The sequence below is a fragment of the Amycolatopsis circi genome (genome assembly GCF_003385235.1).
Taxonomy (GTDB): Bacteria; Actinomycetota; Actinomycetes; order Mycobacteriales; family Pseudonocardiaceae; genus Amycolatopsis; species Amycolatopsis circi.
On the sequence record NZ_PQIA01000091.1, the window covers coordinates 1 to 23,999 of the forward strand.

Here is a 23,999-nt window from a genome sequence, read left to right on the forward strand (position 1 = left end):
GAGCCGGGCAGAGCGGGCGGAGGAGGGGCGAGTGAGCGCGGTGCGAACCAGAGCAGGCTGGAACGCGCGAGGTAAACGGCGAGGCGAGCGATGCGAACGCCCGCGGTCAGAGGTTGCGAAGCCCCTGCAGCACCCGCTCCATGAACTCCCTCGACGAGCGATCCCCGAGCACCAGGTCGGTCTGGTGCAGCATGACGAGACCGATGTCCGCCATGTCGCCCACCAGTACCTTCACCACGCCGAGCGGCAGGTGCAGATGCGCGGCGATCTCGGCGACCGACCGGGTGTCCAGGCACAGATCGCAAATCCGCCGGTGCTCGATCGACCGCACCCCGCGGTAACGGCGGCCCTCGTCACTGGTGGAGACCAGGGCTTCGAGCGCGAGGTTGTGGTCTGAATGAGTCCGGCCGCGGGTCCGTGCGTACGGCCGCACGCGGGATTTCGTCGGCTGCGCAGGCGGTTCCGGCTGCGAGGGCTCGTCACTGGACCAGAACCGGTCCAATTCGGACACTCCGGAAGCGGGGCCGGGACCAGGGTCGGGGTAGGAATACCGGTCGTCCACCTCGGGCTCTTCGGCCAGTGCGTGCCGGCTGCGAGAGGCTTGTTCGACGTGGCGGCGTTGGTACGCCGAACCTTCCGGCACCACGCGGTCGTCCGGGCCGGGCGAACCGGCGTACTCGTCGAAGGAGTACGGGTCGTGCGCCACCGGCCTAGGCGGAGGCGGCGGCTCTTCCCAGCGCTGAGTCTGCTGGGGCTCTTCCCAATAACCGGATTCGCCGTCCTCGACCCATTCGTAACCGTCGTCCCAGTTCTCCTCCTGAACCGGAGCGGGAGGAGGAGGCGGCGGGGCCACCGGACGCGGGGCGACCGCCTGCTGCACCGGACGCGGTACAGGCGCAGGCGCGGGAGCCCGACGAGGTGCGGGCTCCGCACGTCGAGCAGCAGGAGGCGGCGGCGGAGAAGACCGCGGCTGCCGATGCGGCAATCGCATGCTCAGCGAACTCAGCTCGTACCGGCTCGGCGAGTCGAACGACTCCCGTTCCGTGCCTTTGTGGAGGGCGTCCCAGGCGCCCGTGTCCTGGTCTCCGAAACCCGAGATCTTCATCGGCTACCCCAGCACCCCGCCGCCCTGCAGCTGGGCGCGCAGTTCCGGCGTGAGCTGCTCGCCGACCCGCTCGACCAGCAGGGTCATCTCGTAGGCGACCGTCCCGATGTCGCACGTCGGCGCGGCGAGCACCGCGAGGCAGGACCCGTCGGAGACCGACATCAGGAACAGGTACCCGCGCTCCATCTCGACCACGGTCTGGTTCACGCCGCCCGCCTCGAAGCACCGCGCCGCGCCCTGGGTCAGGCTGATCAGCCCGGACGCCACCGCCGAGAGCTGCTCGGCGCGCTCCTGCGGCAAGCCCTCCGAGGGCGCGAGCATCAGTCCGTCCGCCGATACCAGCACCGCGTGCGCCGCACCCGGGACCCGGCGCACGAAATCCGAGATCAGCCAGCTGAACGTGCCCTGGTCCGCTGGCCGGTCGGAATCGGTCACTGCCCCTCCAAGCTCCTCGAACGCTGCCGGACGCCCGTTCGCCGTCGGCCGGGTCATCCTCGCCCGGCCGCGGTGAAGGCGTCGTTCCAGCGTATTCACGCACCCGGTCGTGTCGAGCGTGTGCCCGGGCACGGTACGTGTCTGCCGGATGTAACGTCGCGCGAACGCATGCCCAACCACGCATTCGCGGGTCACTCGGTGGTGGCGGCGGCCACCGTGCGCAGCGGGATGTCCGTGCAGGTCACCGCCGGTCCGACGCCCCGATCAGGGGCGGCCGGCCTCGGCCGCGAGGGGGCAGGACTACTCAGCCTGCTCCACTCGGAGGCACCACTCCCCGAAGCGGGTGAAGCCCTCGGAGTTCACTCCAACGGCCGCACCCGAGCCGGGGTGGAACGGGAATCTGGGAGTCGGCGTACGCCTCCTTCGCAGACGGCGGCGGGGACCGCGAACAGGACGACTAGCCCGCCCGCAAAGCCGTGTCGTGCGCGATCGCGTGCTGCACGACGGAGATCAGCACCTGCTTCGCCGACTCCCGCTCCCGCGCGTCGCACGCCATGATCGGCACCGAAGGCGAGATGGTGAGCGCGTGCCGCACGTCTTCGATCTGGTGGTGCAGCAGCCGGTCGAAGCAGTTGATCGCCACGACGTAGGGCAGCTTCCGGTTCTCGAAGAAGTCGATGGACGGGAACGCGTCCGCCAGCCGCCGGGTGTCCACGAGCACGACCGCACCGATCGCGCCGACGGCGAGGTCGTCCCACATGAACCAGAACCGGTGCTGGCCCGGCGTGCCGAACACGTACAGCACCAGGTCGGAGTCGAGCGAGATCCGGCCGAAGTCCATCGCCACCGTGGTCGTCGACTTGTTCGGCGTCGCCGACACGTCGTCGTGGCCCACGCTGGCCTCGGTCATCATGGCCTCGGTGGTCAGCGGGTCGATCTCGGAGATCGCCCCGACCATAGTCGTCTTGCCCGAACCGAACCCACCCGCGACCACGATCTTGGCCGACGAGGTCGGACCCGTATGCGGTGTGTTCGCGTCGGAGTCAAATTCTCCGAAGCCCACTGAGCACCCTTTCCATGAACTCGATACTGGGGCGGTCGCCCGAATTCGTGCTGCTGCTCGTGTGCACGAGCACCAGGCCGAGGCCCGCCACGTCACCAATCAGCACTCGCACCACGCCGAGCGGCAGCCGCAGCAGCGCGGCCACCTCGGCGACCGACCGGGTGTCGAGGCACAGGTCGCAGATCGACCGGTGCTCCGGCACGCGGACGCGGTCAAGCACCCGGCCCTGCTCGCTTGTCGACACCAGCGCCTCGATCGCGAGGTCGTAGGTCGGTTTCGTGCGCCCGCGGGTGCGGAAGTAAGGCCGGACCAGCCCGGAGGTCTCCACCTCGGCGGGCTCGTCCACGTATTCGCCGGCCGCCTGCATCGGCAGCGCGGCGGCCAATTCGTTCGACGACGGTCCGGGAGACCCGTCGCGCTCGGCGCTGAACGCGGCGAACTCGGCCGAGTCGTACAGCGGTCCGCTCGCCCCGCCGAACAGTTCCGAACCGGGCCCGCCGAGCAGCCGCTCGCGGTACCCGGGCACCGCGGTGATGCCCGGCTGCTGCCCGGCGTTGGAATCGGTCAGCCAGTTCGGCGGTTCGCGCACCGGCTCGGAATCCGCGGCTTGGACGTCCCTCGAACGCCATTCGCGGTCGACCCGGTCCCGGAAGGACTTCCAGTCCTCCCGGCTCTGGTCCCGATCGCCCCAGCCCCCGGTGTGCTCGTCACCGAGCCGGCCATCGCCGCGCAAGCGCCCGTCGTCCACGGTTTACTCCTGTAGTCCTAGGTCCGCCTAGCGACGGACCGCAGCGCCCTGCAGTTGTGCCCGCATCTCCGGTGTCAGCTGCTGGCCGACCCGTTCGACCAGCAGAGTCATCTCGTACACCACCAAGCCGATGTCGCTTTCCGGCGAGCCGAGCACCGCGAGGCACGAGCCGTCGGACACCGACATCAGGAAGAGGAATCCGTTCGCCATTTCGACCACGGTCTGCGCGACCGGGCCTCCTTCGAACACCTTGGCCGCGCCGCGCGCGAGGCTGGTCAGCCCCGAGGCGACGGCCGCCAGCTGGTCCGCCCGGTCCTTCGGCAGCCCGCGCGAAGACGCGAGCAGCAGACCGTCGGCCGAGACGACCACCGCGTGCGCCGCACCGGGCACCCGGTGGACGAAGTCCGTGATCAGCCACGCGAAACTGCTCGCACCGCCGCCGGCTTGCCTGCCGTTCGGCTGCACCGAGCCGCCTCCCGGCTGCACTCCCGCCCGTGTCACTCTCGCTCCTCACTGCTGTCGCTCACATACCCGGCCCCGGTGACGCGAACCCCGTCGTCGTCGAGCCGGGCGTCCGGCGGCCGCTCCTTCAGTGCGTGCCTACCGGACTTGTACCCACGCTGGAAGCTTGCCATCCGGCTGCGGGCAGCCGTCGCCGAGCGGGCCATCGCACCCGTCCCGGGCATTCCGGCGGTCGCGTCGGTGAACGAGTTCTGCGCCTGCGCCGGTTCCGGCGCGTTGCCGATCGAGCCGGGGACCAGGTACGCGTTGGGCACGCGCTTGGGCAGCCCGGCGGACGTCATCTCCTCGTTCTTGGACTCGAGCAGCGACTGCGCCGCGTGCCAGCCCTCGTCGGAGACGCTGTGCCAGCTGTCGTCCTCCGGCTCGTCTGAACCGGGGTAGAGCGGCGTCGATTCGAGCGCCGCGGGCGCGGGCCGGTGCTCGGGCTCGGCGGCCCGGATCTCCTCCGGCTCGACCGGAGCCGCGTGGGTCTCGCGGACCTCCGGGGCTTCGGCGGCTTCCGGTTCCGGCGCGGCGGATCCGGCGGCGCCAGTGCCGTTCTCGCCGTCCTCGCCCTCGCTGAACCAGCGCGACAGAACCGACTGATAGATCGGCAGCCGCCGGGTTGGCACGTCGTCCTCGAGCGCGGCGGAACCGTCCGGCTCGGCGGCGGACTGCTGCTTCGGCGCTTCCGGCGCGACGTACTTCGGCTCCCGCTTCGGCAGCACCAGCGGCGGGAATTCGGTCTGCGCCAGGCTCGCGCCCTCGCCGTACGACTCGCGAGTGAGCGGGGCGAGATCCTCCGCGGTCGGCCACGCCGGCGTTTCCGAGGCGGGCGTCGCCGGGCTGAGGAACGGACCGGCCGCGCGGTTGCCCGCGACGAGGTCGTCGAGGCTGATCGGCTGGTCGAGCGGGACCAGACCGCCGTTCTCCGACGCTCCGCCGGTCGAGCCCATCGCCTCGGTCAGCTCGGCGGCCGCGGGCGGCGGCGCGAGCGGAAGCGGGTTCGGCGGCTCCGGGTCGCGGTTCAGCGGCGGCAGGCTCGGGTGCGAAACCTCGTTGCGGTTCGGCGGCGGCGGAGTGTTCCGCATCGTCGGCGAAACGGTCCGGACCTGGGTGAGCAGCTCGACCGGGACCACGACGCGGGCGATCACGCCGCCCTCGATGTCCTCGTTCTCGCGCAGCCGCACCTCGATGCCGTGCCGCTGGGCCAGCCGGGCGACCACGTACAGACCCATTCGGCGGGTCACCGACACGTCCAGGTCCGGCGGGTCGGCGAGACGCTCGTTGACCTCGGCGAGGCGTTCCTCGGTCATCCCGACGCCGTGGTCGGTGACCTGGATCGCCAGCGCCTTCTTGCGCGTGATGACCGCGCGGACGGTGATCTTGGTTTCCGGTTCGGAGAAGTACGTCGCGTTGTCGAGCAGTTCCGCGAGCACGTGCACGAGGTCGTGGATCGCGAGACCCTGCACCGCCACCTCGGGCACGATGCCGATCTCGATGCGGGCGTACTGCTCGATCTCCGAGACCGCCGCGCCGATCACGTCGGCCGCCGGCACCGGCTTCGGCACCGACTTCGCGAGGCCCGCGCCCGAAAGCACCAGCAGCGATTCGCCGTTCCGGCGCAACCGGGTCGCCAGGTGGTCGAGTTCGAACAGGCTCGCGAGATGGTCCGGGTCCTGCTCGTCGGCCTCGAGCCGGTCGATCACGCCGAGCTGGCGTTCCACCAGCCGCTGCGACCGCCGCGAGAGGTTCACGAAGATGCCGTTGACGTTCTCGCGCAGCAGTGCCTGTTCGGCGGCCATCTTGACCGCCTGTTCGTGCACCACGTCGAACGAGCGCGCCACTTCGCCGATCTCGTCGCGGGTGAGGACCGGAACCGGGTCGACCGCCTTCTTCGAGGCGTTGACCGGGTCCGGGTCGTCCAGGATGGCCTGCACGGTTTCCGGCAGCCGGGTGTAGGCGACGTCCAGCGCGGTCTTCCGCAGCACCCGCAGCGGGCGCAGCATCAGGCGGGCGATGACGAGCATCAGCATCAGCGCGGCGATCAGCGCGGCGAGGACGATGACACCGCCGACCCAGGCGGACCGCACCGCGTTGCTGGCCAGTTCGTCGGCCTGCGCGCGCAGCTGGGTCAGCAGGTTGACCTCGACCGCGCGCAGCTTGTCCGCGGCGACGGTGGAGTCCTGGCCGAGTTTGGTGCCGTCGAGGTTGAGCGGCTGGCCCCCCTGGGCGAAGGAGAAGGCCTGCGTCTGCAATCGCCGACGCTCGTCGACCTCGGGGCCGGAGTAGGTGTCGTTGTAGAGCTGGACCTGGTCGCCGGTGGCGTTGGCGAGGAACGCGGTGATCGACGCGTCGCCGCTGGCCTCGGCGGCCCGGGTCTCGTCGATCAGGTTGCCCGGGAAGCCGTCGCGGAACGCGGCGATCTGGAGCGCGGAGTCGCCGCGGAGGATGAACTCCTTCGCCTCGCTGATCGACTGCGTGCTCGTGCCGAGGCGGAGCAGGTCGCGGTCGGTGGTCGCGGTGGAGACCTCGCGGCCGAGCTGGATCAGCGAGTCGAGCACCGAGGAGTAGGTGTCGAGCACCGCGCGGTCGGAGTAGGCCGACGTGGTCATCGCCGCGCGCAGCGGGCGCAGCGCGTCGAGGCGCTGGAGGCCGTGCGCGTACCGGTCGCTGGCGGCCTGGTCGTCGCTCTCGAGGTTGACCGCGGCGTTGCGCAGGTCGTCGACGTCGTGGTCGACCTTCGCCATCTGCGCGTCGAGGCCGGTCTGGCGCAGCGGGTCTCCGGACGAGATCCGGACCACGGCCAGCGCGCGCTCGCGCTGCAGGTCGTGCACCACCGCGGTGACCTTCTCGGCGAAGGCGACCTGGTTGGCGGTGTGGTTGAGGTCGACCGCCGACTGCACGTCGTCGACCACGCGCAGGACACCGAGGACCAGCGCGGTGATCGTGGGGATGAGGAGAATGAGCGCGAGCTTGGACCGCAGCCGCCAGTTGCCGAGTGCGAGCCAGGACCGCTGCTGCGCGGTCCCCGCGTTCTCCTGAGCGGAGGCCTCCCCTGCCCCCGCGGTGTCTTCGTTCGGCACCGCCGCACCACCGTCCGGGCCCGAGGGACCCGTTGATTCCGAACCTGCCCTGCTCGTGGCCACTACGCGCACGCTCCCGGCAGGTAATCCGCCACCTGAGTGGTCTGGACCGCGCCCCGGACTGTTACACCCTTCCGAGTGAAAAGATCGACTTCGAGGTGCGGCTGCCCGTCGCCTCGGGCGCGGAATCGGTTCAGGTCTGGCATGACGTTCGGTCCCCGCACGTGGTCGATCTCTTAGTCCGTTCGGCCGAGGCCACCTTGCGCCGGCTCGTCGCCGGCGTGCGCGGAGAGCCTTTTCCCATGTCCTGCTCTCACTACATCGGTGGTCCACACCTCACATTGCAGGAGCAGAGGGTAGCGAACGCCTGGCCGATTTGTAACCCTCCAGAAGTTGCCCGGAGAGCACCCAGGCAGCGGATCAAGGCCCTTCGGGCACCCACAGGTCGTTCACATACCCCGGCATACCAGCGGATTCGATCACCTGATCGAGTGACCAGTACCACTTCTGAATCGTATATGAACACCCATTGTGAGTGATCGACCAGGTTCTCTACAGTAGCCGCGTGACTCCGGACAATGAGCCACCTTCCCCCCGCGTCCATTCCAGACGCGGGCCCATTTGCTAGGAGCGACCTTGTTTGATGAAGCGGTGAGCAGCCGGCGCGGCTACGGCAGGCGCGGGTTCCTGTCGCTCGCGATGGCGGGCGGCGTGGCCCTGACCGCCAGCGGGTGCGGCCTGCTGGGCGGATCGGACGATTCGGGCAGCTCGAAGGGCGGTTCCGGAGTCGAGAAGGCCAAGATCAAGGTCTCGATCATGCCGACGATCGACGTGGCGCCTTTCCACCTCGCGGTCCAGAACGGCTACTTCAAGAACGAGGGACTGGAAGTCGAAGCCGTCGACGCCGCCAGCGGTGACGCCTCGCTGCAGAAGCTGCAGGCGGGCGAGGTCGACATCGCCTACGCGAGCTACACGCCGTTCTTCATCGCCAAGAGCAAGGGCGCCGCGGACATCAAGCTCGTCGCCGACGCCTCCTCGGCCGGCCCGAAGAGCACCGAGATCGTGGCGATGCCGACCAGCAACATCAAGAACGTGCACGACCTGGCGGGCAAGAAGATCGGGATCACCGCCACCAACACGATTTGCGACACCCTGACCAAGTCGGTCATGCGCGACAACGGCGTGAGCTTCAACGACGTGCAGTGGGTTTCGCTGCGGTTCCCGGACATCGGCCCCGCGGTCAAGCGCGGCAACATCGACGCGGGCTTCCTGACCGAGCCGTTCATCACGCAGTCGGCGAAGGTCAACGGGACGGTCGAGGTCATCGACACCGCTTCCGGCGGCACCAAGGACTTCCCGACCGCCGGTTACGGCTCGCTCGGCAAGTTCACCGACGCCAACCCGAAGACGGTCGCGGCGTTCCAGCGCGCGATGCTTCGCGCCACCAAGGAATCGGCCGACCGCTCCAAGATCGAGCCGCTGATGATCCAGTACTCGAAGGTGGACGAGGCGACCGCGAAGATCACGAACCTGCTGACCTTCCAGTCCACTTTGGACGCGCGGCGCATCCAGCGGGTGCCGGACCTGCTGCAGCAGTTCGGTTCCATCCAGTCGAAGATCGACGTGCAGTCGATGATCGTCCCGCAGGCGAACGCGTCCTGACGTGCGCCTCGTCCGGAACCTGACCGGCCTGCTCGGCTTCCTCCTGATCTGGGAGGCCGTCGTGCGGGCCGGTCTGATCGACCAGAACGACCTTCCCCCGCCGACCGTCGTGTTCGCCCGGATCGGCGAACTGCTCGGCGACGTCGAATTCGTCCGCGACGTGGTCGCCTCGGTGCTCGCCTGGATGATCGCGCTGATCGTCTCGATCGCCATCGCGGTCCCCGCCGGCCTGCTGCTCGGCAGCATCCCCTGGCTGCGCGACGCGACCAAGGCGATCGTCGAATTCCTGCGGCCGATCCCTTCCGTGGCGCTGATTCCGCTGGTGCTGATCGTCGTCGGCGGCGGCCCGGAAGCGAAGATCACGCTGGCCGTGTACGCCGCGGTGTGGCCGATTCTCTTCAACACCATCTACGCGCTGGCGGAGATCGACCCGCTGCTGCTGGAAACCGCGCGCACGTACGGAACTCCGCGCTCGCGGGTGCTGACCTCGGTCGCGTTGCCGCACGCGGCGCCGTTCGTGTTCACCGGGATCCGGTTGTCCGCGGCGATTTCGCTGATCCTCGTGATCAGCACGGAGTTCCTCGCCGGGGCGAAGCTCGGCATCGGGCAGTTCGTGCTCGAAGCCAGTTCCGGGCCGGGCCGGATGGATCTGGTGCTCGCCGGAACGGTGGTCGCCGGGCTGCTCGGCTACCTGGTGAACGAGGGCCTGGAACGGCTGGGCCACCGGCTGTTCCGCTGGAGCAGCGCCGTCGAAGGAGCCGCCGCGTGAGCGTGGTCGAGAAGCCGTCCACCGTGACGCGCCGGATGAGCCGCGGCATCAGCGGGTTCGCCCGCAAGTGGCTGCTGTTCGTGATTCTGGTGGTGCTGTGGGAGATCGCGACGCGGCTGAGCGAGAGCGTGTTCTTCCCGCCGCCGTCGAAGATCGCCGCCGCGGCGGCGAAACTGTGGTTCTCCGGCCCTGCCTCGCATTTGTTCCTCGGCGACCCGGTGTTCGACCACATCCTGCCGAGTCTCGGCCGGCTGCTCGGCGGCTGGCTGCTGGCGGTGGTGCTCGGCGTCGCGCTCGGCGTCGCGCTGGGCCGCTCGCGGACCGGGATGGACTACGTCGGGCCGCTGTTCGCGTTCTTCCGCGCCATTCCGCCGCCCGCGCTGGTGCCGGTGTTCATCATCCTGTTCGGCATCGGGCCGGGCATGCAGACCGCGACGATCATCTTCAGTTCGCTGTGGCCGGTGCTGATGAACACCGTGGACGGCGTCCGCTCGGTCGACAAGGTCAAGGTCGAGACGGCACGCGCGTTCCGCACGCCGAAGCGGTACTGGATCGGGCTGGTCGTGCTGCCCTCGGCACTGCCGAAGATCTTCGCCGGGCTTCGGGTGTCGCTCTCCATCGCGCTGATCCTGATGGCGATCTCCGAACTGGTGGGGGCGCTCAACGGCATCGGCTACGCGCTGCTCGCCGCCCAGCGCTCGTACGACTTCGACCAGATGTGGGCGTGGATCGTGCTGCTGGGCATCCTCGGGTACGGGTTCAACGCCGCGCTGCTCGGCATCGAACGCCGGGTGCTCGGCTGGCAGCCCGGCCGGAACTAGGAAGGTTTCCCGTTATGTCGACCATGCTCGAGGTCTCCGGCCTCAGCCACCGCTACGGCAGCGGCGAATCCGCGCACGTCGCGGTCAACGAACTGTCGTTCACGGTCGAGACCGGGCAGCTGGCGTGCATCGTCGGCCCGTCCGGCTGCGGCAAGTCCACGCTGCTGCGCGCGATCGCCGGCCTGATCCCGCCGTCCGCGGGCACGGTGAGCCTGCACGGCGACCGCGTCACCTCGGTGCCGGACGATCTCGCCGTGGTGTTCCAGGACTACAGCCGTTCCCTGTTCCCGTGGCTGTCGGTCGCGAAGAACGTGGAATTCCCGCTGCGCTGGAGCAAACTCGACAAGGCGACCCGGCGGGCCCGGGCCGCTGAAGCGCTCGAGGCGGTCGGACTGTCCGCCGCGGTGCACAAGTACCCGTGGCAGCTGTCCGGCGGCATGCAGCAGCGGGTGTCGATCGCCCGTGCGCTGGCGAGCCGTCCGGCGCTGCTGCTGATGGACGAGCCGTTCGCGTCGGTGGACGCGCAGACGCGCTTCGAGCTGGAAGACCTGCTGCGCCGCGTCCAGGTCGAACAGGGCACGACGGTTTTGCTGGTGACGCACGACATCGACGAGAGCGTGTACCTGGGCGACCGGGTGCTGGTGCTGTCGAAGTCGCCTGCTCGGATCGTGGCGGATCTGAAGGTGGACTTGCCTGCGCAGCGAGACCAGATCACTACGCGGGAATCGGCGGAGTTCGTTTCGCTGCGCGGTGAAGTGGCGCGGTTGCTGCACGGTCCGGCGGTGCAGGCGGCGGCGGATTTGGCGGAGCAGGAGGCGGCGGAAGCTGCTGCGGCGTCCGAATCGGATGCTGCTGTGTCGGAGAAGAAGTAGTCACAGCTTCGGAAACCACACCGCGACGTCGGCAAGGGCGTCGAGGGTTCCGGAATCTACCTTTCCGGCAACGGTTTCCGTCTCCGCGATCACCATCGCTCGACCGTCCACTCTGGACTGGAAGTGGTGGCCGGAGAATTTCACGCCGTCGAGGCCGAGCAGGGCAGCACCAAGGGGTTTGATGTCCCCGCTGCCCTGCACCTCCTCGACCTTCTCGCAGCCTTCGGCGTCGCTCTTCTTCGGAAATCCCACGCGGGCAACGGAAATCACCGCGGCGTTGCCGTGCCCGTCGCCGACGGCGAAGATGTTCCGGTCCAATGAGGCGCAGCGGTGCTCCGCGAGATAGTCCCGGACGCGGCCGGTCGAGTTCAGCAGGCAGTCGATCTCGTGTTTGGCCGCCTGCTTGAGCTGTATGAGCTTGAAGCGGCTGAAGGTCTCGTCCTTGCGGCCGCGCTTCGCGGACTTCTTGCCCTCGGCTTTGCGGGTCTCAAGACCGCGGCCGGGCAAGGAATCCGCGACGCCACCGGCGAGGTTTCCGGGCAGGGCCGCCGCCGCCCCGGAGCCCACGCTCGCCGCACCGCCGATTCCGGCCGCGGTGCCGCCGCCGACGGCAGCGACTATCGCCACCCCGGCCACGAAAACCTTCGTACCGTAGCTATCGGGTACTGGATACGGGCCGTTCGGACCCTCGCGGAATTTCTGCTTCGCCACTCGCTGCCCCTCCCCTGGACACCAAGACCGAAGCGGTCAAGATAGCCTTTGAGCAGCGAAAACTCACCCGGTTCCGGCCGGGTTCACCCGTTCAGCCCTGAGCGCGGGAATCCGGCCCGGTCTCGTCCGGACCGATCTCCGGCAGGGTCCGCACCCCGAGCACGTTGGCCCCCACCAGCTTCCGGGTCGCCAGGTTCCCCATCGGCATGAACGTGCTCGCCTGCACGTCCCTCCACATGCGCTCGAACGGCAGCGCCTTCGTGTACGACATGCCGCCCAGCGCGTCGACCAGCCGCTGCATCACCTGGACCGCGTTGTTGGCCGCCGCGTACTTCACCACCGCGCTGCGGGCCACGCCGTCCTGGATGTCTCCGGTGAACAGGCGGCGGCTCGTCACCTCGTCGGCCTGGCGGTAGATCAGCGCGCGCGAACTCTCCAGCAGGATCTGGCATTCGCCGATCACGTCCTGCAGCACCGGGTCCTCCGCCTTGCCGCGCCGGATCAGCGTCTGCACGGTCCAGTCCAGCGCGCCCGCCGCGATTCCCGTGTAGACCGCCGAGAACGCGGGCATCGCCCACGCCCACACGGTTTCCAGCACCCGCGAGTCGAGGTGTTTCACCGGCAGCGAATGCACGACCGCGGCGTCCTCGACGAACACCTTGTCCAGTTCGACGTCGTTGCTCTGGGTGCCGCGCATGCCCATGGTGTTCCACGTCTGATGGATCGTGACGCCGGGCTGGTCCAGCGCGATCTGGCACAGCAGCAGCCGCGGGCCGCCGTCGGCGTCCTCGTAGCGCGCGGTGGTCGAGCAGTGCGTGGCGACCGCCGAGTTCGTCGCGAAGCTCTTGCGGCCAGTCAGTTCGAAGCCGCCTTCGACGCGGACCGCACGGGTCTTCGCGTCCGTCATGTCGTTGCGCAGGCCCGTTTCGCTGGTGATCGACGCCCAGACCAGCTCGCCGTCGACCGCCTTGCGCAGCAGTTCCGCCAGCCGGGGCGCCTTCGTGCGCCGCCAGACGCTCGCCCACTGTCCCAGCGGCGACAGGTGCATCGTGAACGCCAGCGCGGTCGCGCCGTCGCCCATCGCGAGCCGTTCCAGCACTGGCAGGATCTCCGGCAGCCCTGCTCCCGAGCCGCCGAGTTCTTCCGGGACCGACAGCCGGAGGAAGCCCGCTTCCCGCAGGTCGTCGTAATTCTGGTGCGGGAAGGTGTTGTCCCGGTCGTGCACGGCCGCGCGCTCGGCGAAGATGTCCGCGAGCTTGGCGGCGCGGTCGACGAGGGCCTGCTGCTTTGGCGTCAGGAGAGGCTGCACCCGGCCATCAAAACAGCGTCCCGGATCTTGGTCAATCCGCCAAATACTCGTGAGTGCCTGTCCCGGTTAGAACCGGGACAGGCACTCACGAGCCATGCACTCAGCCGATCAGTTTGGACAGTCCCGCACCGTTGAACGAGCCCCAGCCAGTCGTCTGGTCATACCCCTTGCCAGCGGAGAAACCGGTAGTCCCGTTGAAGGTGTTGTTACCCGTGGTCACATCGTGGAAGCCGGAACCGTACGAGGAACCGTTGCCGATGCTGTAGAACTTCGCGTTCAGGTTGCCGAGGCCGCCCTTGTGGACCTCGTTCTGCAGCGCGGCGAAGCCCGCCCACAGCGGAGCCGCGCCCGAGGTGCCCCACACGTTCCCGGTCTGTCCGCCGGAGACGATCGTGTAGGCCGAACCCTGCGCGGCGTCACCGGCGACGTCCGGGACCTTGCGCTTGGTCGTGCTCTGCTTCGACTGCCACGACGGCGCGGCGAAGATCGTCGAGATGCCACCGCCGCCGGCACCGCCCGCGGCTCCGTCGTTCCAGGTCGTCTCGCTGCTGTAGCCATTGGACGAGTTCACCGTCAGCTGCGTGCCGCCGACGCCGGAGACGTTCGGGCTCGACGCGGGGAAGTCCACGGCCTGGGACTTGCTGCCGGTCTGGCGGGCGCAGTCGGTGGTGCCGTCGTCGCCCGCGGCGGCGAAGTAGCTGATGCCCTCGGCGGTGCCGGTCGCGAGCGCCTTGTCGACGCTGTTGGCCGCGGCCGAGCCTTCCGCCGCCTCGCAGGAGCCCCACGAGATCGAGACGACGCTGACCTTCTTGTCCGACGCGATCTGCTGGTACATCGCCAGCTCGCCCGCGTTGGAGTTCGGGGCCTCGTACACGTAGTCGTTGGCCGGGGCGGCGAGCGCGTGCACGACCTCGATGTCCAGGTCGACCTCGGTCTGGCCGTCGCCGGGGCTGGAGTCGTAGTTGGCTCCGCTGACCGAAACCGTGTTGACCGAACCGCCCTTGAGACCGTACTTCGTGTCGTACGCGGTGATGTCGGACTTCTTGTAGCCGTCGAACTCCACGAACCCGACGTTCACGCCCGCGCCGGTGGCGGACATGCCGCTGGTGCCGTACGCGGTCTTGAGGATGGTCGGCGTCACCGGCTTGACGGTGCGCGGCGCCGCCGCCGGCTTCGCGTGGTGCTTCACCGCGTGGTTGTCGAGACCGACGACCGAATCGACCACAGAGGACACCGACGCGGGCAGTTCCGGCGCGGAGTCGTTCGCGTAGAACTTCCGGCCGGTGACCGTGTCGGTGTAATTGCCGAGACGCGTATGGAAGGCAGATTCCAGCTGTCCGGCAGTCGCCGAGAAGGTGATCGCCTGCCGGTTTCCGGAAACCTGAATACCCTGCGCGCCGCTGCGCTTGAGGAAATTGACCGCCTGATCGGCTTCGGCTTGCGTTGGGCCGAATGCAGCAGTGAACTGCTCCGGAGAGAGGAATCGGTGGTACTGCGGCGAGGCCGGGTCCTGCACGTCGGAAAGGAAGCGGGCCAGCGCCTGCTGGTTGTGCAGCTTGAGGGACAGTGCGGCGGGAATCTGCTGCTCAGCGGCAACATCGCCGGACCGCGCGCTGGCGGCGAGCGGTGCGGCGTTGCCGGGAAGGGCGACCAGCGGGTCGGCGTTCGCGACGCCGGCCACGGACAGGCACAGCAACGCCGGCAGCGGAACCGCGGCGGCGACGAGCTTGCGCAAGCGCATGAGAATTCCTCTCGAGAGGCGGGGACCGAGCCGGCTAAATCGCGGTACCGACCCGTATCACCGACCCTAAAAAACCGCACGAAACAAAGAAACCTACTTTTGGCTGACCTTATCGCGGTTGGTTTGTTTTCCACTTGCACGATTTATGACTGATTCCCGCCCCGATGTCCCGCCGAATCCGGAAACCATCGCAAGGCGGAATCCGGAAGCCGTGGACAATCCGGACCGCTTGCGCTCACACGCGCACTGTGGTCGTCAAGCAAAAAAGGGAACCTTGCCGGAATTGGAATTCCCGGCGAGGTTCCCTTCTCGAATGGACTAGCGGGGTCGCGTGGGTTCGCGGTCCGTGAGGGGAACCCTGAGGGACTCTGAATCCCTCAGGGTTCCCCTCACGGACATCGGCGTTGCACCCGCTACCGGGAAAATCTCACTAGCGGGTCAGCCTTTGACGAGTTCGGCCCACTCGCGCACGGCGGCCGCGTCCACCGGAGCGTCCCAACCGGACGGACGCACCGCGCCGCCGACGTGGAACCCGCGCACACCGCCGGCCCGCAGCAAGTGCACCTGCTGCGCCCGCAAACCGCCGCCGACCAACAGCGCCGGGCCGTCGGTGCGCCGCGCGAGCTGCTGCAGCACCGACAGTCCACTCGCGACACCGTTCGCGTGCCCGGCCGCCAGCACGGTGTCGCAGCCAAGCTCGGCCAGCACGTCGTACGCGGCGATCGGGTCGCGCGAGCGGTCGATGGCGCGGTGGAACGTCCACGGCCGCCCGTCGATCTCCTTCAGCAGCGCGCGACACGCCTCGACGTCGACTTCGCCGTCCTCGGTCAGGAAGCCGAACACGAACTCCTGCGCACCCGCGGACACCAGCCGGGCCGCCGAAGCGCACAGCTCGTCGATCGCGCGGGCGTCGAAAGTGTTCTCCGCGCGCAGCATGACGCGCACTGGCAAATCAGTGGCCGCGAGCACCTCGCGCACCGTCGCCTCGCTCGGGGTGAGCCCGTCGCTGGCCATGTCGGCGACCAGTTCGAGCCGGTCCGCTCCGCCCTCCTGCGCCCGCTCCGCGTCCGGCGCGCCCAGCGCGATCACTTCCAGCAGGGCGGTGTTCGAACTCATGCCTCATCCGTTTCGATCCAGTGGCGGGGTGTCTTCCCCCCGGGCGTGCCTGCCGCGCCGGAAGCCGCCTTGCAGGCTCGTCATCCGGGCGCGCACCGCGTCGGGGGAAAGCGAGAGTATCGGCCGCTGCTCCGCTGCCGCGGCGGGGCCGCCGGTCACGTCGGCGACCCGCAGGAACGGCCAGGTGTCCTCGGCCCCGTCCTCTTGTTCCAGGTGCTCCGGCGACGGCCACTCCGGCTGTTCCTGGGGCGCGGGCGCCGGCCATTCCGGGGCCGCCTCGTCCGGGTCGTCGGTCGGGAACTCCGGCGGCGTTTCGTAGGCGTGCTTCGGCTCGGCTGCCTGGTAGTCCGGCTCGAACGCGGGCACCTCCGGCATCGGCGCGACCACGCGCGGCCCCGGCGCCACCGGCTCCTCCGGCGGAGCGGAGAGATCGAACCAACGCGAAAGCACGTCGCGATAAGCAGGCATCCGGTCAGTCGGCGCGTCGATCTCCAGATGCGACCGCGCCGCTGGCCCCGGCCACGACGGCGCATCCTCGACCACCGGCGCGCGCCGCAGCGGACCGGCGTCGTCGAGGGTCGGCGCGACCAGCTCGGCGGGCTCTTCCGGCTCCTCGGCCGGGGCCAGCGGCGCGAGCGGGGCGAGCAGCTCCGGCTCCGGCGCGGGTTCCGGTTCGACCGGCGCGGGCAGCTGCGGCAGCGGCGGGGCCTCGGTGATCAACGCCGCCGGGACGACGACGGTCGCGGTGAGACCGCGTCCCTCGGCCGGGCTCAGCTTCACCGCGATGGCGTGCCGCTCGGCCAGCGTCGCGACCACGAACAGCCCCATCCGGCGCGACACCTCGACGTCGACCTCCGGCGGATGCGCCAGCCGCGCGTTGGTGCGGTCGATCTCCGCCTGCGGCATGCCCGCGCCGCGGTCGGTGATCTCGATCCGCCACGCGCCGTCCGGCGTCCGCGCGCTTTCCACGGTGACCGCCGCCTGCGGCCCGGAGTACCGGGTGGCGTTCTCCAGCAGCTCGGACACCACGTGCACCAGGTCGTTGACCGCGTCGCCGCGCACCGCGAGCGCCGGGGCCGGGCCGACCTCGATCCGCTGGTAATCCTCCACTTCGGACAGTGCGGCCCCGATGATCTCGTCGGCCACCACCGGTCCGGTGTCCTCGCGCACCAGGTCGGTGCCGGACAGCACCAGCAGGTTCTCGCTGTTGCGCCGCATCCGGGTGGCGAGGTGGTCGAGTTCGAACAGCCCGCCGAGGGTCTCCGGGTCCTGTTCGCCCGCCTCCATCCGGTCGAGCACGGACAGCTGCCGCTCCACCAGGTCCTGGCTGCGCTGCGACAGGTTGACGAACATCGCGTTCACGTTCTCGCGCAGCATCGCCTGCTCGGCGGCCAGCCGGACCGCCTCGCCGTGCACCGCGTCGAACGCGCGCGCGACCTGCCCGACTTCCTCCCGGGTGAAGATCGGCACCGGAGCCACCGCCGCCCGGTGCCGCAGGTTCTCCGGAGCTGGATCGGGCTCGGTGAGCAACCGCTGCACGGCCTCGGGCAGCCGATGGTCGGCGACCTCCAGCGCGGTGCGGCGCAGGATCCGCAACGGCCGCAGCAGCGAGCGCGCGATCACCACCGACAGCACACCGGCGACCAACAGGACACCGATGACGATTCCGCCGTCCCAGATGGTCGACGCACGGGCGCTGGCGGCTCGCGCGTCCGTTTTGTCCTGGAGCTGGACGAGCAGCGCCTGCTGCACCTGGTGGGCGAGATTGACCGTGTACGTCGACGCGGTGTCCCACTGGTCCGCGTCCAGGCCGGAGAGCGGCTGATTATTCTCCGTACGCGTGAGCGCCGACTCGACCATGTCGTTGCCGATGTCGACGACGATGCCGATCACCGTGTCCGAGTACATCCGCTGCTCGTCCGGCGTGGCGAAGGTGCGGTAGTCGTTGCGCGCGGCCGCCAGTTCGGCTTCCGCGCCGAGCAACGCGCGCGTCCGGTCGCGGTTGAGCGTGCCCTGCGCGATCGCCTCGGACATGACCGCGCGCTTGACCGACATCTGGTCCTTGATCCGCGCGAGCGCGTTCCCGGCCAGCCGCAGCCGCGCCAGGTCGGGTTCGGTGACGTCGGCCGCGGCGGTGTCGCTGATGTCGAGCAGACCGGAGATCAGCTCGCTGTAGGAGCGAAGCACCGCGTCAGCCGGATACGCCGAGTGTTCGGCCGAATACCGAAGGCCGCCAAGCACTCTCAGCCGGTCGTCGCTCTGCTGCAGGTCGCCTGCCGCGGAGCCGTCGAGCCGCGCCTTGCTGTCGGCGAGCGACCGCTCGAACGCGCCGATCGCCAAGTCGACCCGGGTGCGCTGGCCGACGAGGACGTCAGTCGCGCCCTTGCGGTCGCCCGCGACGAACCGCACCGTGACGTCGCGTTCCCGCTGCAACTGGTGCACGACCTCGGCGACCGTCGTGTCGACCCGGCAGCGGGCGGCGAACTCGGCGAGCTGGCGGGCGTCGCGCAGGTCGCTGTTGACCCGCAGGCCGACCAGCACGACCACGGCGAGCGCGGGGATCAGCAGGACGACGAAGAGCTTGGTGCGCAGGCGCCAGTTCCGCAGCCGCCATCCGCCGCCGACCGGACGCGAGGCAGCCGGATCCGTCGCGTCACCCGAACGGGGACGGTCGTCGCGACGGGTCACCTGTGCTTCCTTTTCCACCGCGGGAACCTCTGCCCGCGGACGTCATCGGGCTCCGGCCGAAAACTACCAAGCGGTAGCTTCCGGCGAAAAGATCGGGAAGCCACCCTGGCGGGGGCACCGCCCTGCGGGCGATCGTATGGGCAGCGGCCCATACGATCCAGCACGAGGCAGAGATTCTCCCGGCAGGGGATGGCGAGTGAAAGCGACCGGTCTGAGGTTTGCGCTGGTGGCGACGTTGTTCGCACTCAGCGGTTGTTCCGTGTTCGGATCCGGTGACTCCGGACAAGCGCAACCGCCGGAACGCGCGACGCTGCGGGTCGGCGTCGCGAGCCCGATCGACACCGCCCCGCTGCGGATCGCCGTCGCGGCGGGAAAGTTCCGCCAGGCCGGGCTGAACGTCCAACTGGTGGAACTCGGCGACAGCGACGGCGTGGAAAAACTGAAGGCCGGACAGGTGGATGTGACGTTCGGCAGCGACGTGTCCCTGTTCCGCGCCGCGGGATCGGGCACCGCGCTGCAATTGCAGGGCGAGGCTTACACGTTCGGCCGCACGACTATCGCGCTCGTCACGTTGCCCGGCTCCGACTACACCGAACCGACCGCGAAGAAGTCGCCGAAGATCGCCGTCGACTCCCCCGACGACATCGGCGCGCTCACCGCGCGGGCCGTCCTCGGCACGGCGGGCGTCGACAAGTCGAAGATCGAGTTCGTGTCCCGGCCGTACGGGCAGATGCCCGCCGCGCTGCAGTCCGGAGACGCGGACGCGGCGCTGATGGTCGAGCCGTACATCACCCGCGCGGAGAAAGAACTGGGCGCGCAGATCCTCGCCGACGGATCGACCGGCGCGACCCTCGACTTCCCGGCGTCGGGCTATGCCGCGACCGGCCAGTTCGCCGCCGCGAACCCGCGCACGCTGACCGCGTTCCGGAACGTCCTCACCCAGGCCCAGCTCGCCGCGTCCGACTCGGCGAAGGTGCGCGACGCGCTGCCGTCGTTCTCCGACATCGACCAGACCACCGCCGCGCTCATCTCGCTCGGCAGCTACCCGACCACGCTGTCGGCGACCCGGCTGCAGCGCGTGGCCGACCTCATGCACAGCTCCGGGCAACTCGCCAACCGCCTCGACGTGGCGGCGATGCTTCCGAACGCGTTGTGAGTGTTTAAGCCGGTTCTAACCGGCTTTGCCACGCACGAGGCGTTAGATGCTCGCCCCGGTCGGCTGCAGGCAGATCGTGCGCACCGGCGGCCCCGCGTAGACCAGCGACAGATCCTTGTCGCCGCAGCTGGACGCCTTCCGCTCGCCGTCGTGCACAACCGCGCGCGCCTCCGCCTTGGGGTCGTCGCAGGCGACCTTGCCGACCTTCGACTCGTCCGAAACGTCGCGCACGCACTCGCCGGACACGACGTTCAGCGCGAGGCACAGCGTCTGGCTCGGCCTGCTGCTGGTGGTGGTGGCGGAGCGGGTCGACGAGTACAGCTCGAACCGCACGTAGTCCTCGCCGCGGCAGGAGGACCGGCCGTTGACGACGGTGTCGACGCGGTAGGTGGCGGCCCGGTCGGAGCAGTCCGCTCCGGTGTAGGTCTGCGTCTTCGTGCCCAGCGACGAGAGGTACAGGCAGCTGCCCGCGACCGGCGGCCCCGCCGAACGCGCGATCGCGGCGAACCCGAACGCGCCGAGCGTCCCGAGCCCGAGCGCCACGACGATGAGCGCGGCGAAGAGCGCCTTCTGCTTGCCCGACACCCGTTTCGGGCCGACCTGGACCGGCTGCTGCGGAAGCGGCTGGTACGGGTTCGCGGCCGGCGGCATGCCGAACGGTGGTGTGGTCACTGGGTCCCCTCCCGCGGCTTCGTCCCGTCATCTTGGCATCCCCGGGCCGCGCGCCGGGAGGGAACGTATAAAGGAGAGGTGACTGATGGCCCCCTGATCGTCCAGTCCGACAAAACCGTGCTGCTCGAGGTCGACAATCCGCGTGCCGGCGACGCGCGGATCGCCATCGCGCCGTTCGCCGAACTGGAACGAGCGCCCGAGCACGTGCACACCTACCGGATCACGCCGCTCGCGTTGTGGAACGCGCGCGCCGCCGGGCACGACGCGGAACAGGTGGTGGACGCGCTCACCACGTACTCGCGCTTCCCGGTGCCGCAGCCGCTCCTGATCGACGTCGTGGACGTGATGGGCCGGTTCGGGCGGCTGCAGATCGCCAACCACCCCGCGCACGGCCTGGTGATGACCACGACCGACCGCGCGGTGCTGGAAGAGGTTTCGCGGAACAAGAAGATCAGCCCGATGCTGGGCTCGCGGATCGACGACGACACGGTCCTCGTGCACCCGTCCGAACGCGGGCGGCTCAAGCAGGCGCTGCTGAAGGTCGGCTGGCCCGCCGAGGACCTCGCCGGGTACGTGGACGGCGAAGCGCACCCGATCGACCTCGCCGAGGACGACTGGCACCTGCGCGACTACCAGCGGCAGGCGGCGGAGGCGTTCTGGGCGGGCGGTTCCGGCGTCGTCGTGCTGCCGTGCGGCGCGGGCAAGACGCTGGTCGGCGCGGCCGCGATGGCGCACGCCAAGGCGACCACGCTGATCCTGGTCACCAACACCGTCGCCGGGCGGCAGTGGAAGCGCGAACTGGTCGCGCGCACGTCGCTCACCGAGGACGAGATCGGCGAGTACTCCGGGGAGAAGAAGGAGATCCGGCCGGTCACCATCGCGACGTACCAGGTGGTCACGCGCAAGACCAAGGGCGAGTACCGGCACCTCGACCTGTTCGATTCGCGCGACTGGGGCCTGGTCGTCTACGACGAGGTGCACCTGCTGCCCGCGCCGGTGTTCCGGATGACCGCGGACCTGCAGTCGCGACGGCGGCTCGGGCTGACCGCCACGCTGGTGCGCGAGGACGGCCGCGAGGGCGACGTGTTCTCGCTGATCGGCCCGAAGCGCTACGACGTACCATGGCGCGACATCGAGGCGCAGGGCTGGATCGCGCCCGCGGAGTGCACCGAGGTGCGGGTGACGCTGACCGAAAACGAACGCCTGCAGTACGCCACCGCGGACTCCGACGAGCGGTACAAGCTCGCTGCCACCGCGATGACGAAGATCCCGGTGATCCGGTCCATTGTGGACAAACATGCGGGCGAGCCGACCCTGGTGATCGGCGCGTACCTCGACCAGCTGGAGATGCTGGGCGCGGAGCTGGAAGCCCCGGTGATCCAGGGCTCGACGCGCAACAAGGAGCGCGAGGAGCTGTTCGACAAGTTCCGCCGCGGCGAACTGCGCACGCTGGTGGTGTCGAAGGTGGCGAACTTCTCGATCGACCTGCCGGAAGCGTCGGTGGCGATCCAGGTGTCGGGCACGTTCGGCTCGCGGCAGGAGGAGGCGCAACGCCTCGGCCGGCTGCTGCGCCCGAAGGGCGACGGACGGCAGGCGCACTTCTATTCGATCGTCTCGCGGGACACAGTGGACACGGAGTACGCGGCGCACCGCCAGCGCTTCCTCGCCGAACAGGGGTACGCGTACCACATCGTCGACGCGGAAGACCTGCGTCGACCGCTGTGAGTTACGAGCCGAGGTAACGGAGAACGGCCAGCACGCGTCGGCTGTACCCCTTCGCTTGCGGCAGGTCGAGCTTGTCGAAGATCGCGTTCGCGTGCTTCTCCACGGCGCTCTGCGAGACGAACAGCAGCGCCGCGATGCTCGCGTTCGTATGGCCCTGCGCCATTTTCTCCAGCACGTCGCGCTCGCGCGGGGTCAGCCGGGCGAGCGCGTCCTCGTGCGACGTCCGGGCGACCAGCCTGCGCACCACCTCCGGGTCGAAGGCCGCGCCGCCGGCCCCGACCCGGTCCAGTGCGTCGAGGAAGTCGCCGACCTGCGCCACGCGGTCTTTGAGCAGGTAGCCGACGCGGCCGCCGTCGCCGCCGATCAGCTTGGCGGCGTAGCGTTTCTCGACGTATTGGGACAGCACGAGCACACCGGTGTCCGGCCAGCGTTCGCGGATTTCGAGGGCGGCGCGCAGCCCTTCGTCGGTGTGGGTCGGCGGCATGCGGACGTCCGTGACGACCACGTCCGGCTGGTGTTCAGCGGTCGCTTCGAGGAGCGTTTCGCCGTCTCCCACCGCGGCGACTACGTCGTGGCCTTCCTCCGCCAGCAGCCTTACGAGGCCTTCCCTGAGCAAGGTCGCGTCCTCGGCCAGAATCACTCGCACGGCAGTGTCACCCGCACTGTGGTCGGCCCATTTTCCGGACTCTGCAAGGAAAATTCGCCGTCCATCGCCGCTACTCGTCTTGCCAGCCCGGACAGTCCGCCGCTCTCGCTCATGGTTGCGCCGCCGCAGCCATCGTCAGTGATCTCGGCGACGAGCCTGGTTTCCTCACGGCGGACGTCAATGGTGACCTTGTTGGCGCTGGCATGCTTGGCAGCATTGGTGACCGATTCGGAAGCCACGAAGTAGACGACCGTCGCCAATTCCGGCGAGGGCTCGTCGAGCGCGTAACGAAGGTCGACCGGGATCGTGGCGCGCTCGGCCAGAGATTCCAACGCGGCCTCAAGACCGCTTTCGTCGAGCGCGATCGGGTACACGCGCCAGCTCACCTCTCGGAGTTCGCGCAACGCTTCCTGCGATTCCTCGTGGGCCTGCCGGACCAGCTCAGCCGCCCTCTCCGCGTCGCCTGCCCGGCGTGCCCGACCGAGCAACACGCCCAGCGCCACCAGCCTTTGCTGCACCCCGTCGTGCAAATCCCGCTCGATGCGACGACGTTCGCCGTTGACCGCCTCGACCACTTCGCTGCGGGTTGTCGCCAGCTCGGACACCCTGCGCCGCAACAGTTCCTGACTGCTCGGACCGAAGAACCTCCGCGCCAACCGCTTGTCTAGTGCGGCGACGCCGATCAGGCCCTGTCCACAAAGGAATACCGCGATCGCTGCGAGTGCCAGGACCGGGAGCCAGTCCAGCAAGGTCCCGTCCGCGGTTCCGCCAGGTGCTCGACCGGTGACCAGTTGGACGAAGTAGAGCGAACCAGCTACGGCACCTGCGGCGATGCACACCCACACGCCCAACGCGAGAAGCCCGGTGAGGCTGCGTGGAACGAGGTACTGCAGGGCTCGACGGCCGTCGTAGTCGTCACCGTTCCTGGCGTCCAGGAATCGTTGCAGCCGTGCGCGTTCGATTTCGGCCAGCCTGCGTGCGCCGCGGAATACCTGCGGCCGAACTGCCGGGACGACGAGGAGCGGTGCGACCAAGACCACGTATGGCACCTCGATAAGCGCTGTCAGGACACCTAGGCCGACGCCCGCCGTCCGGCGCAGCGCTCGCGGTCTGTTCACGTTGATCAGGCTAGCCAGTCCGCTCGGCTGGGCGTACTGCGGTTTCCCGCATTTC

Annotated in this window: 20 protein-coding genes; 6 read left to right on the top strand and 14 right to left on the bottom strand. The window is 69.3% G+C overall.

Annotated features, from left to right (window positions below):
• Positions 1-106 precede the first annotated feature (106 nt).
• The 6 genes from D0D37_RS30915 to D0D37_RS30940 form a co-directional block, all read right to left on the bottom strand.
• The gene (locus tag D0D37_RS30915; protein ID WP_116204128.1) at positions 107-1,105 is read right to left on the bottom strand and encodes a DUF742 domain-containing protein; all 999 of its coding nucleotides are present in this window, start codon (positions 1,103-1,105) and stop codon (positions 107-109) included.
• A gap of 3 nt (positions 1,106-1,108) precedes the next feature.
• On the bottom strand, positions 1,109-1,540 hold the full coding sequence (locus D0D37_RS30920; RefSeq protein WP_116204129.1) for a roadblock/LC7 domain-containing protein: 432 nt from the start codon (positions 1,538-1,540) through the stop codon (positions 1,109-1,111).
• Between the two features lie 457 nt (positions 1,541-1,997).
• Entirely contained in the window at positions 1,998-2,603 is a 606-nt protein-coding gene (locus D0D37_RS30925; RefSeq protein WP_116204130.1) for a GTP-binding protein, read from the bottom strand.
• A complete protein-coding gene (locus D0D37_RS30930) occupies positions 2,584-3,351 on the bottom strand; it encodes a DUF742 domain-containing protein (RefSeq protein ID WP_116204131.1) in 768 nt (255 codons plus the stop codon). The genes D0D37_RS30925 and D0D37_RS30930 overlap by 20 nt, the downstream gene beginning before the upstream one ends.
• 27 nt (positions 3,352-3,378) lie before the next feature.
• Positions 3,379-3,852 (bottom strand): roadblock/LC7 domain-containing protein, encoded by a 474-nt coding sequence (locus D0D37_RS30935; protein ID WP_377870993.1) that lies wholly within the window; start codon positions 3,850-3,852, stop codon positions 3,379-3,381.
• Positions 3,849-6,938, bottom strand: a complete 3,090-nt coding sequence (locus D0D37_RS30940; RefSeq protein WP_208720230.1) for a sensor histidine kinase — start codon at positions 6,936-6,938, stop codon at positions 3,849-3,851. Before D0D37_RS30940 ends, D0D37_RS30935 begins: the two co-directional genes overlap by 4 nt.
• Positions 6,939-7,637: 699 nt before the next feature.
• Here D0D37_RS30940 and D0D37_RS30945 point away from each other — a divergent pair.
• Genes D0D37_RS30945 through D0D37_RS30960 form a run of 4 tightly spaced genes read left to right on the top strand, consistent with a single transcriptional unit; the run spans position 7,638 to position 11,062 of the window.
• Positions 7,638-8,600 (top strand): ABC transporter substrate-binding protein, encoded by a 963-nt coding sequence (locus D0D37_RS30945; RefSeq protein WP_208720232.1) that lies wholly within the window; start codon positions 7,638-7,640, stop codon positions 8,598-8,600.
• Position 8,601: 1 nt separating this feature from the next.
• Complete coding sequence (locus tag D0D37_RS30950) at positions 8,602-9,369, top strand: ABC transporter permease (RefSeq protein WP_116204135.1); 768 nt, start codon at positions 8,602-8,604, stop codon at positions 9,367-9,369.
• Complete coding sequence (locus tag D0D37_RS30955) at positions 9,366-10,190, top strand: ABC transporter permease (RefSeq protein ID WP_425266983.1); 825 nt, start codon at positions 9,366-9,368, stop codon at positions 10,188-10,190. The genes D0D37_RS30950 and D0D37_RS30955 overlap by 4 nt, the downstream gene beginning before the upstream one ends.
• A gap of 14 nt (positions 10,191-10,204) precedes the next feature.
• The gene (locus D0D37_RS30960) at positions 10,205-11,062 is read left to right on the top strand and encodes an ABC transporter ATP-binding protein (RefSeq protein WP_116204136.1); all 858 of its coding nucleotides are present in this window, start codon (positions 10,205-10,207) and stop codon (positions 11,060-11,062) included.
• On the opposite strand, the gene D0D37_RS30965 is transcribed toward D0D37_RS30960, so the two are convergent.
• From D0D37_RS30965 to D0D37_RS30985, 5 genes are all read right to left on the bottom strand, one after another.
• Positions 11,063-11,773, bottom strand: coding sequence for a hypothetical protein (locus tag D0D37_RS30965; protein ID WP_244223732.1), 711 nt, complete (start codon positions 11,771-11,773; stop codon positions 11,063-11,065). It lies immediately after the preceding gene.
• Positions 11,774-11,864: 91 nt separating this feature from the next.
• A complete protein-coding gene (locus tag D0D37_RS30970) occupies positions 11,865-13,082 on the bottom strand; it encodes an acyl-CoA dehydrogenase family protein (protein WP_208720231.1) in 1,218 nt (405 codons plus the stop codon).
• A 100-nt stretch (positions 13,083-13,182) separates the two neighbouring features.
• The gene (locus D0D37_RS30975) at positions 13,183-14,823 is read right to left on the bottom strand and encodes a S53 family peptidase (RefSeq protein ID WP_116204138.1); all 1,641 of its coding nucleotides are present in this window, start codon (positions 14,821-14,823) and stop codon (positions 13,183-13,185) included.
• Positions 14,824-15,261: 438 nt separating this feature from the next.
• Positions 15,262-15,939 (bottom strand): copper homeostasis protein CutC, encoded by a 678-nt coding sequence (locus tag D0D37_RS30980; protein ID WP_116204139.1) that lies wholly within the window; start codon positions 15,937-15,939, stop codon positions 15,262-15,264.
• Between the two features lie 3 nt (positions 15,940-15,942).
• Positions 15,943-18,627: a sensor histidine kinase gene (locus D0D37_RS30985; protein ID WP_162834551.1), complete on the bottom strand. Its 2,685-nt coding sequence runs from the start codon at positions 18,625-18,627 to the stop codon at positions 15,943-15,945.
• Positions 18,628-18,763: 136 nt separating this feature from the next.
• Between D0D37_RS30985 and D0D37_RS30990 the strand changes: the two genes are divergently transcribed.
• Complete coding sequence (locus D0D37_RS30990) at positions 18,764-19,783, top strand: ABC transporter substrate-binding protein (protein ID WP_116204141.1); 1,020 nt, start codon at positions 18,764-18,766, stop codon at positions 19,781-19,783.
• Positions 19,784-19,825: 42 nt separating this feature from the next.
• On the opposite strand, the gene D0D37_RS30995 is transcribed toward D0D37_RS30990, so the two are convergent.
• Positions 19,826-20,455, bottom strand: coding sequence for an LppU/SCO3897 family protein (locus D0D37_RS30995; RefSeq protein WP_116204142.1), 630 nt, complete (start codon positions 20,453-20,455; stop codon positions 19,826-19,828).
• Positions 20,456-20,533: 78 nt separating this feature from the next.
• Here D0D37_RS30995 and D0D37_RS31000 point away from each other — a divergent pair, with 78 nt between their 5' ends.
• Complete coding sequence (locus D0D37_RS31000; RefSeq protein WP_116204143.1) at positions 20,534-22,180, top strand: DNA repair helicase XPB; 1,647 nt, start codon at positions 20,534-20,536, stop codon at positions 22,178-22,180.
• Position 22,181: 1 nt separating this feature from the next.
• On the opposite strand, the gene D0D37_RS31005 is transcribed toward D0D37_RS31000, so the two are convergent.
• Together D0D37_RS31005 and D0D37_RS31010 are read right to left on the bottom strand one after the other, a co-directional pair.
• Positions 22,182-22,826, bottom strand: a complete 645-nt coding sequence (locus D0D37_RS31005; protein ID WP_116204144.1) for a response regulator transcription factor — start codon at positions 22,824-22,826, stop codon at positions 22,182-22,184.
• Positions 22,817-23,944, bottom strand: a complete 1,128-nt coding sequence (locus D0D37_RS31010) for a sensor histidine kinase (protein WP_116204145.1) — start codon at positions 23,942-23,944, stop codon at positions 22,817-22,819. Before D0D37_RS31010 ends, D0D37_RS31005 begins: the two co-directional genes overlap by 10 nt.
• Positions 23,945-23,999 lie beyond the last annotated feature (55 nt).

Bases quoted from the DNA above. Each gene is read 5' to 3' on its own strand.
- D0D37_RS30915 (WP_116204128.1), bottom strand. From the start codon at position 1,105: ATGAAGATCTCGGGTTTCGGAGACCAGGACACGGGCGCCTGGGACGCC.
- D0D37_RS30945 (WP_208720232.1), top strand. From the start codon at position 7,638: ATGGCGGGCGGCGTGGCCCTGACCGCCAGCGGGTGCGGCCTGCTGGGC.
- D0D37_RS30960 (WP_116204136.1), top strand. From the start codon at position 10,205: ATGTCGACCATGCTCGAGGTCTCCGGCCTCAGCCACCGCTACGGCAGC.
- D0D37_RS30975 (WP_116204138.1), bottom strand. From the start codon at position 14,823: ATGCGCTTGCGCAAGCTCGTCGCCGCCGCGGTTCCGCTGCCGGCGTTG.
- D0D37_RS30980 (WP_116204139.1), bottom strand. From the start codon at position 15,939: ATGAGTTCGAACACCGCCCTGCTGGAAGTGATCGCGCTGGGCGCGCCG.
- D0D37_RS30990 (WP_116204141.1), top strand. From the start codon at position 18,764: ATGGGCAGCGGCCCATACGATCCAGCACGAGGCAGAGATTCTCCCGGC.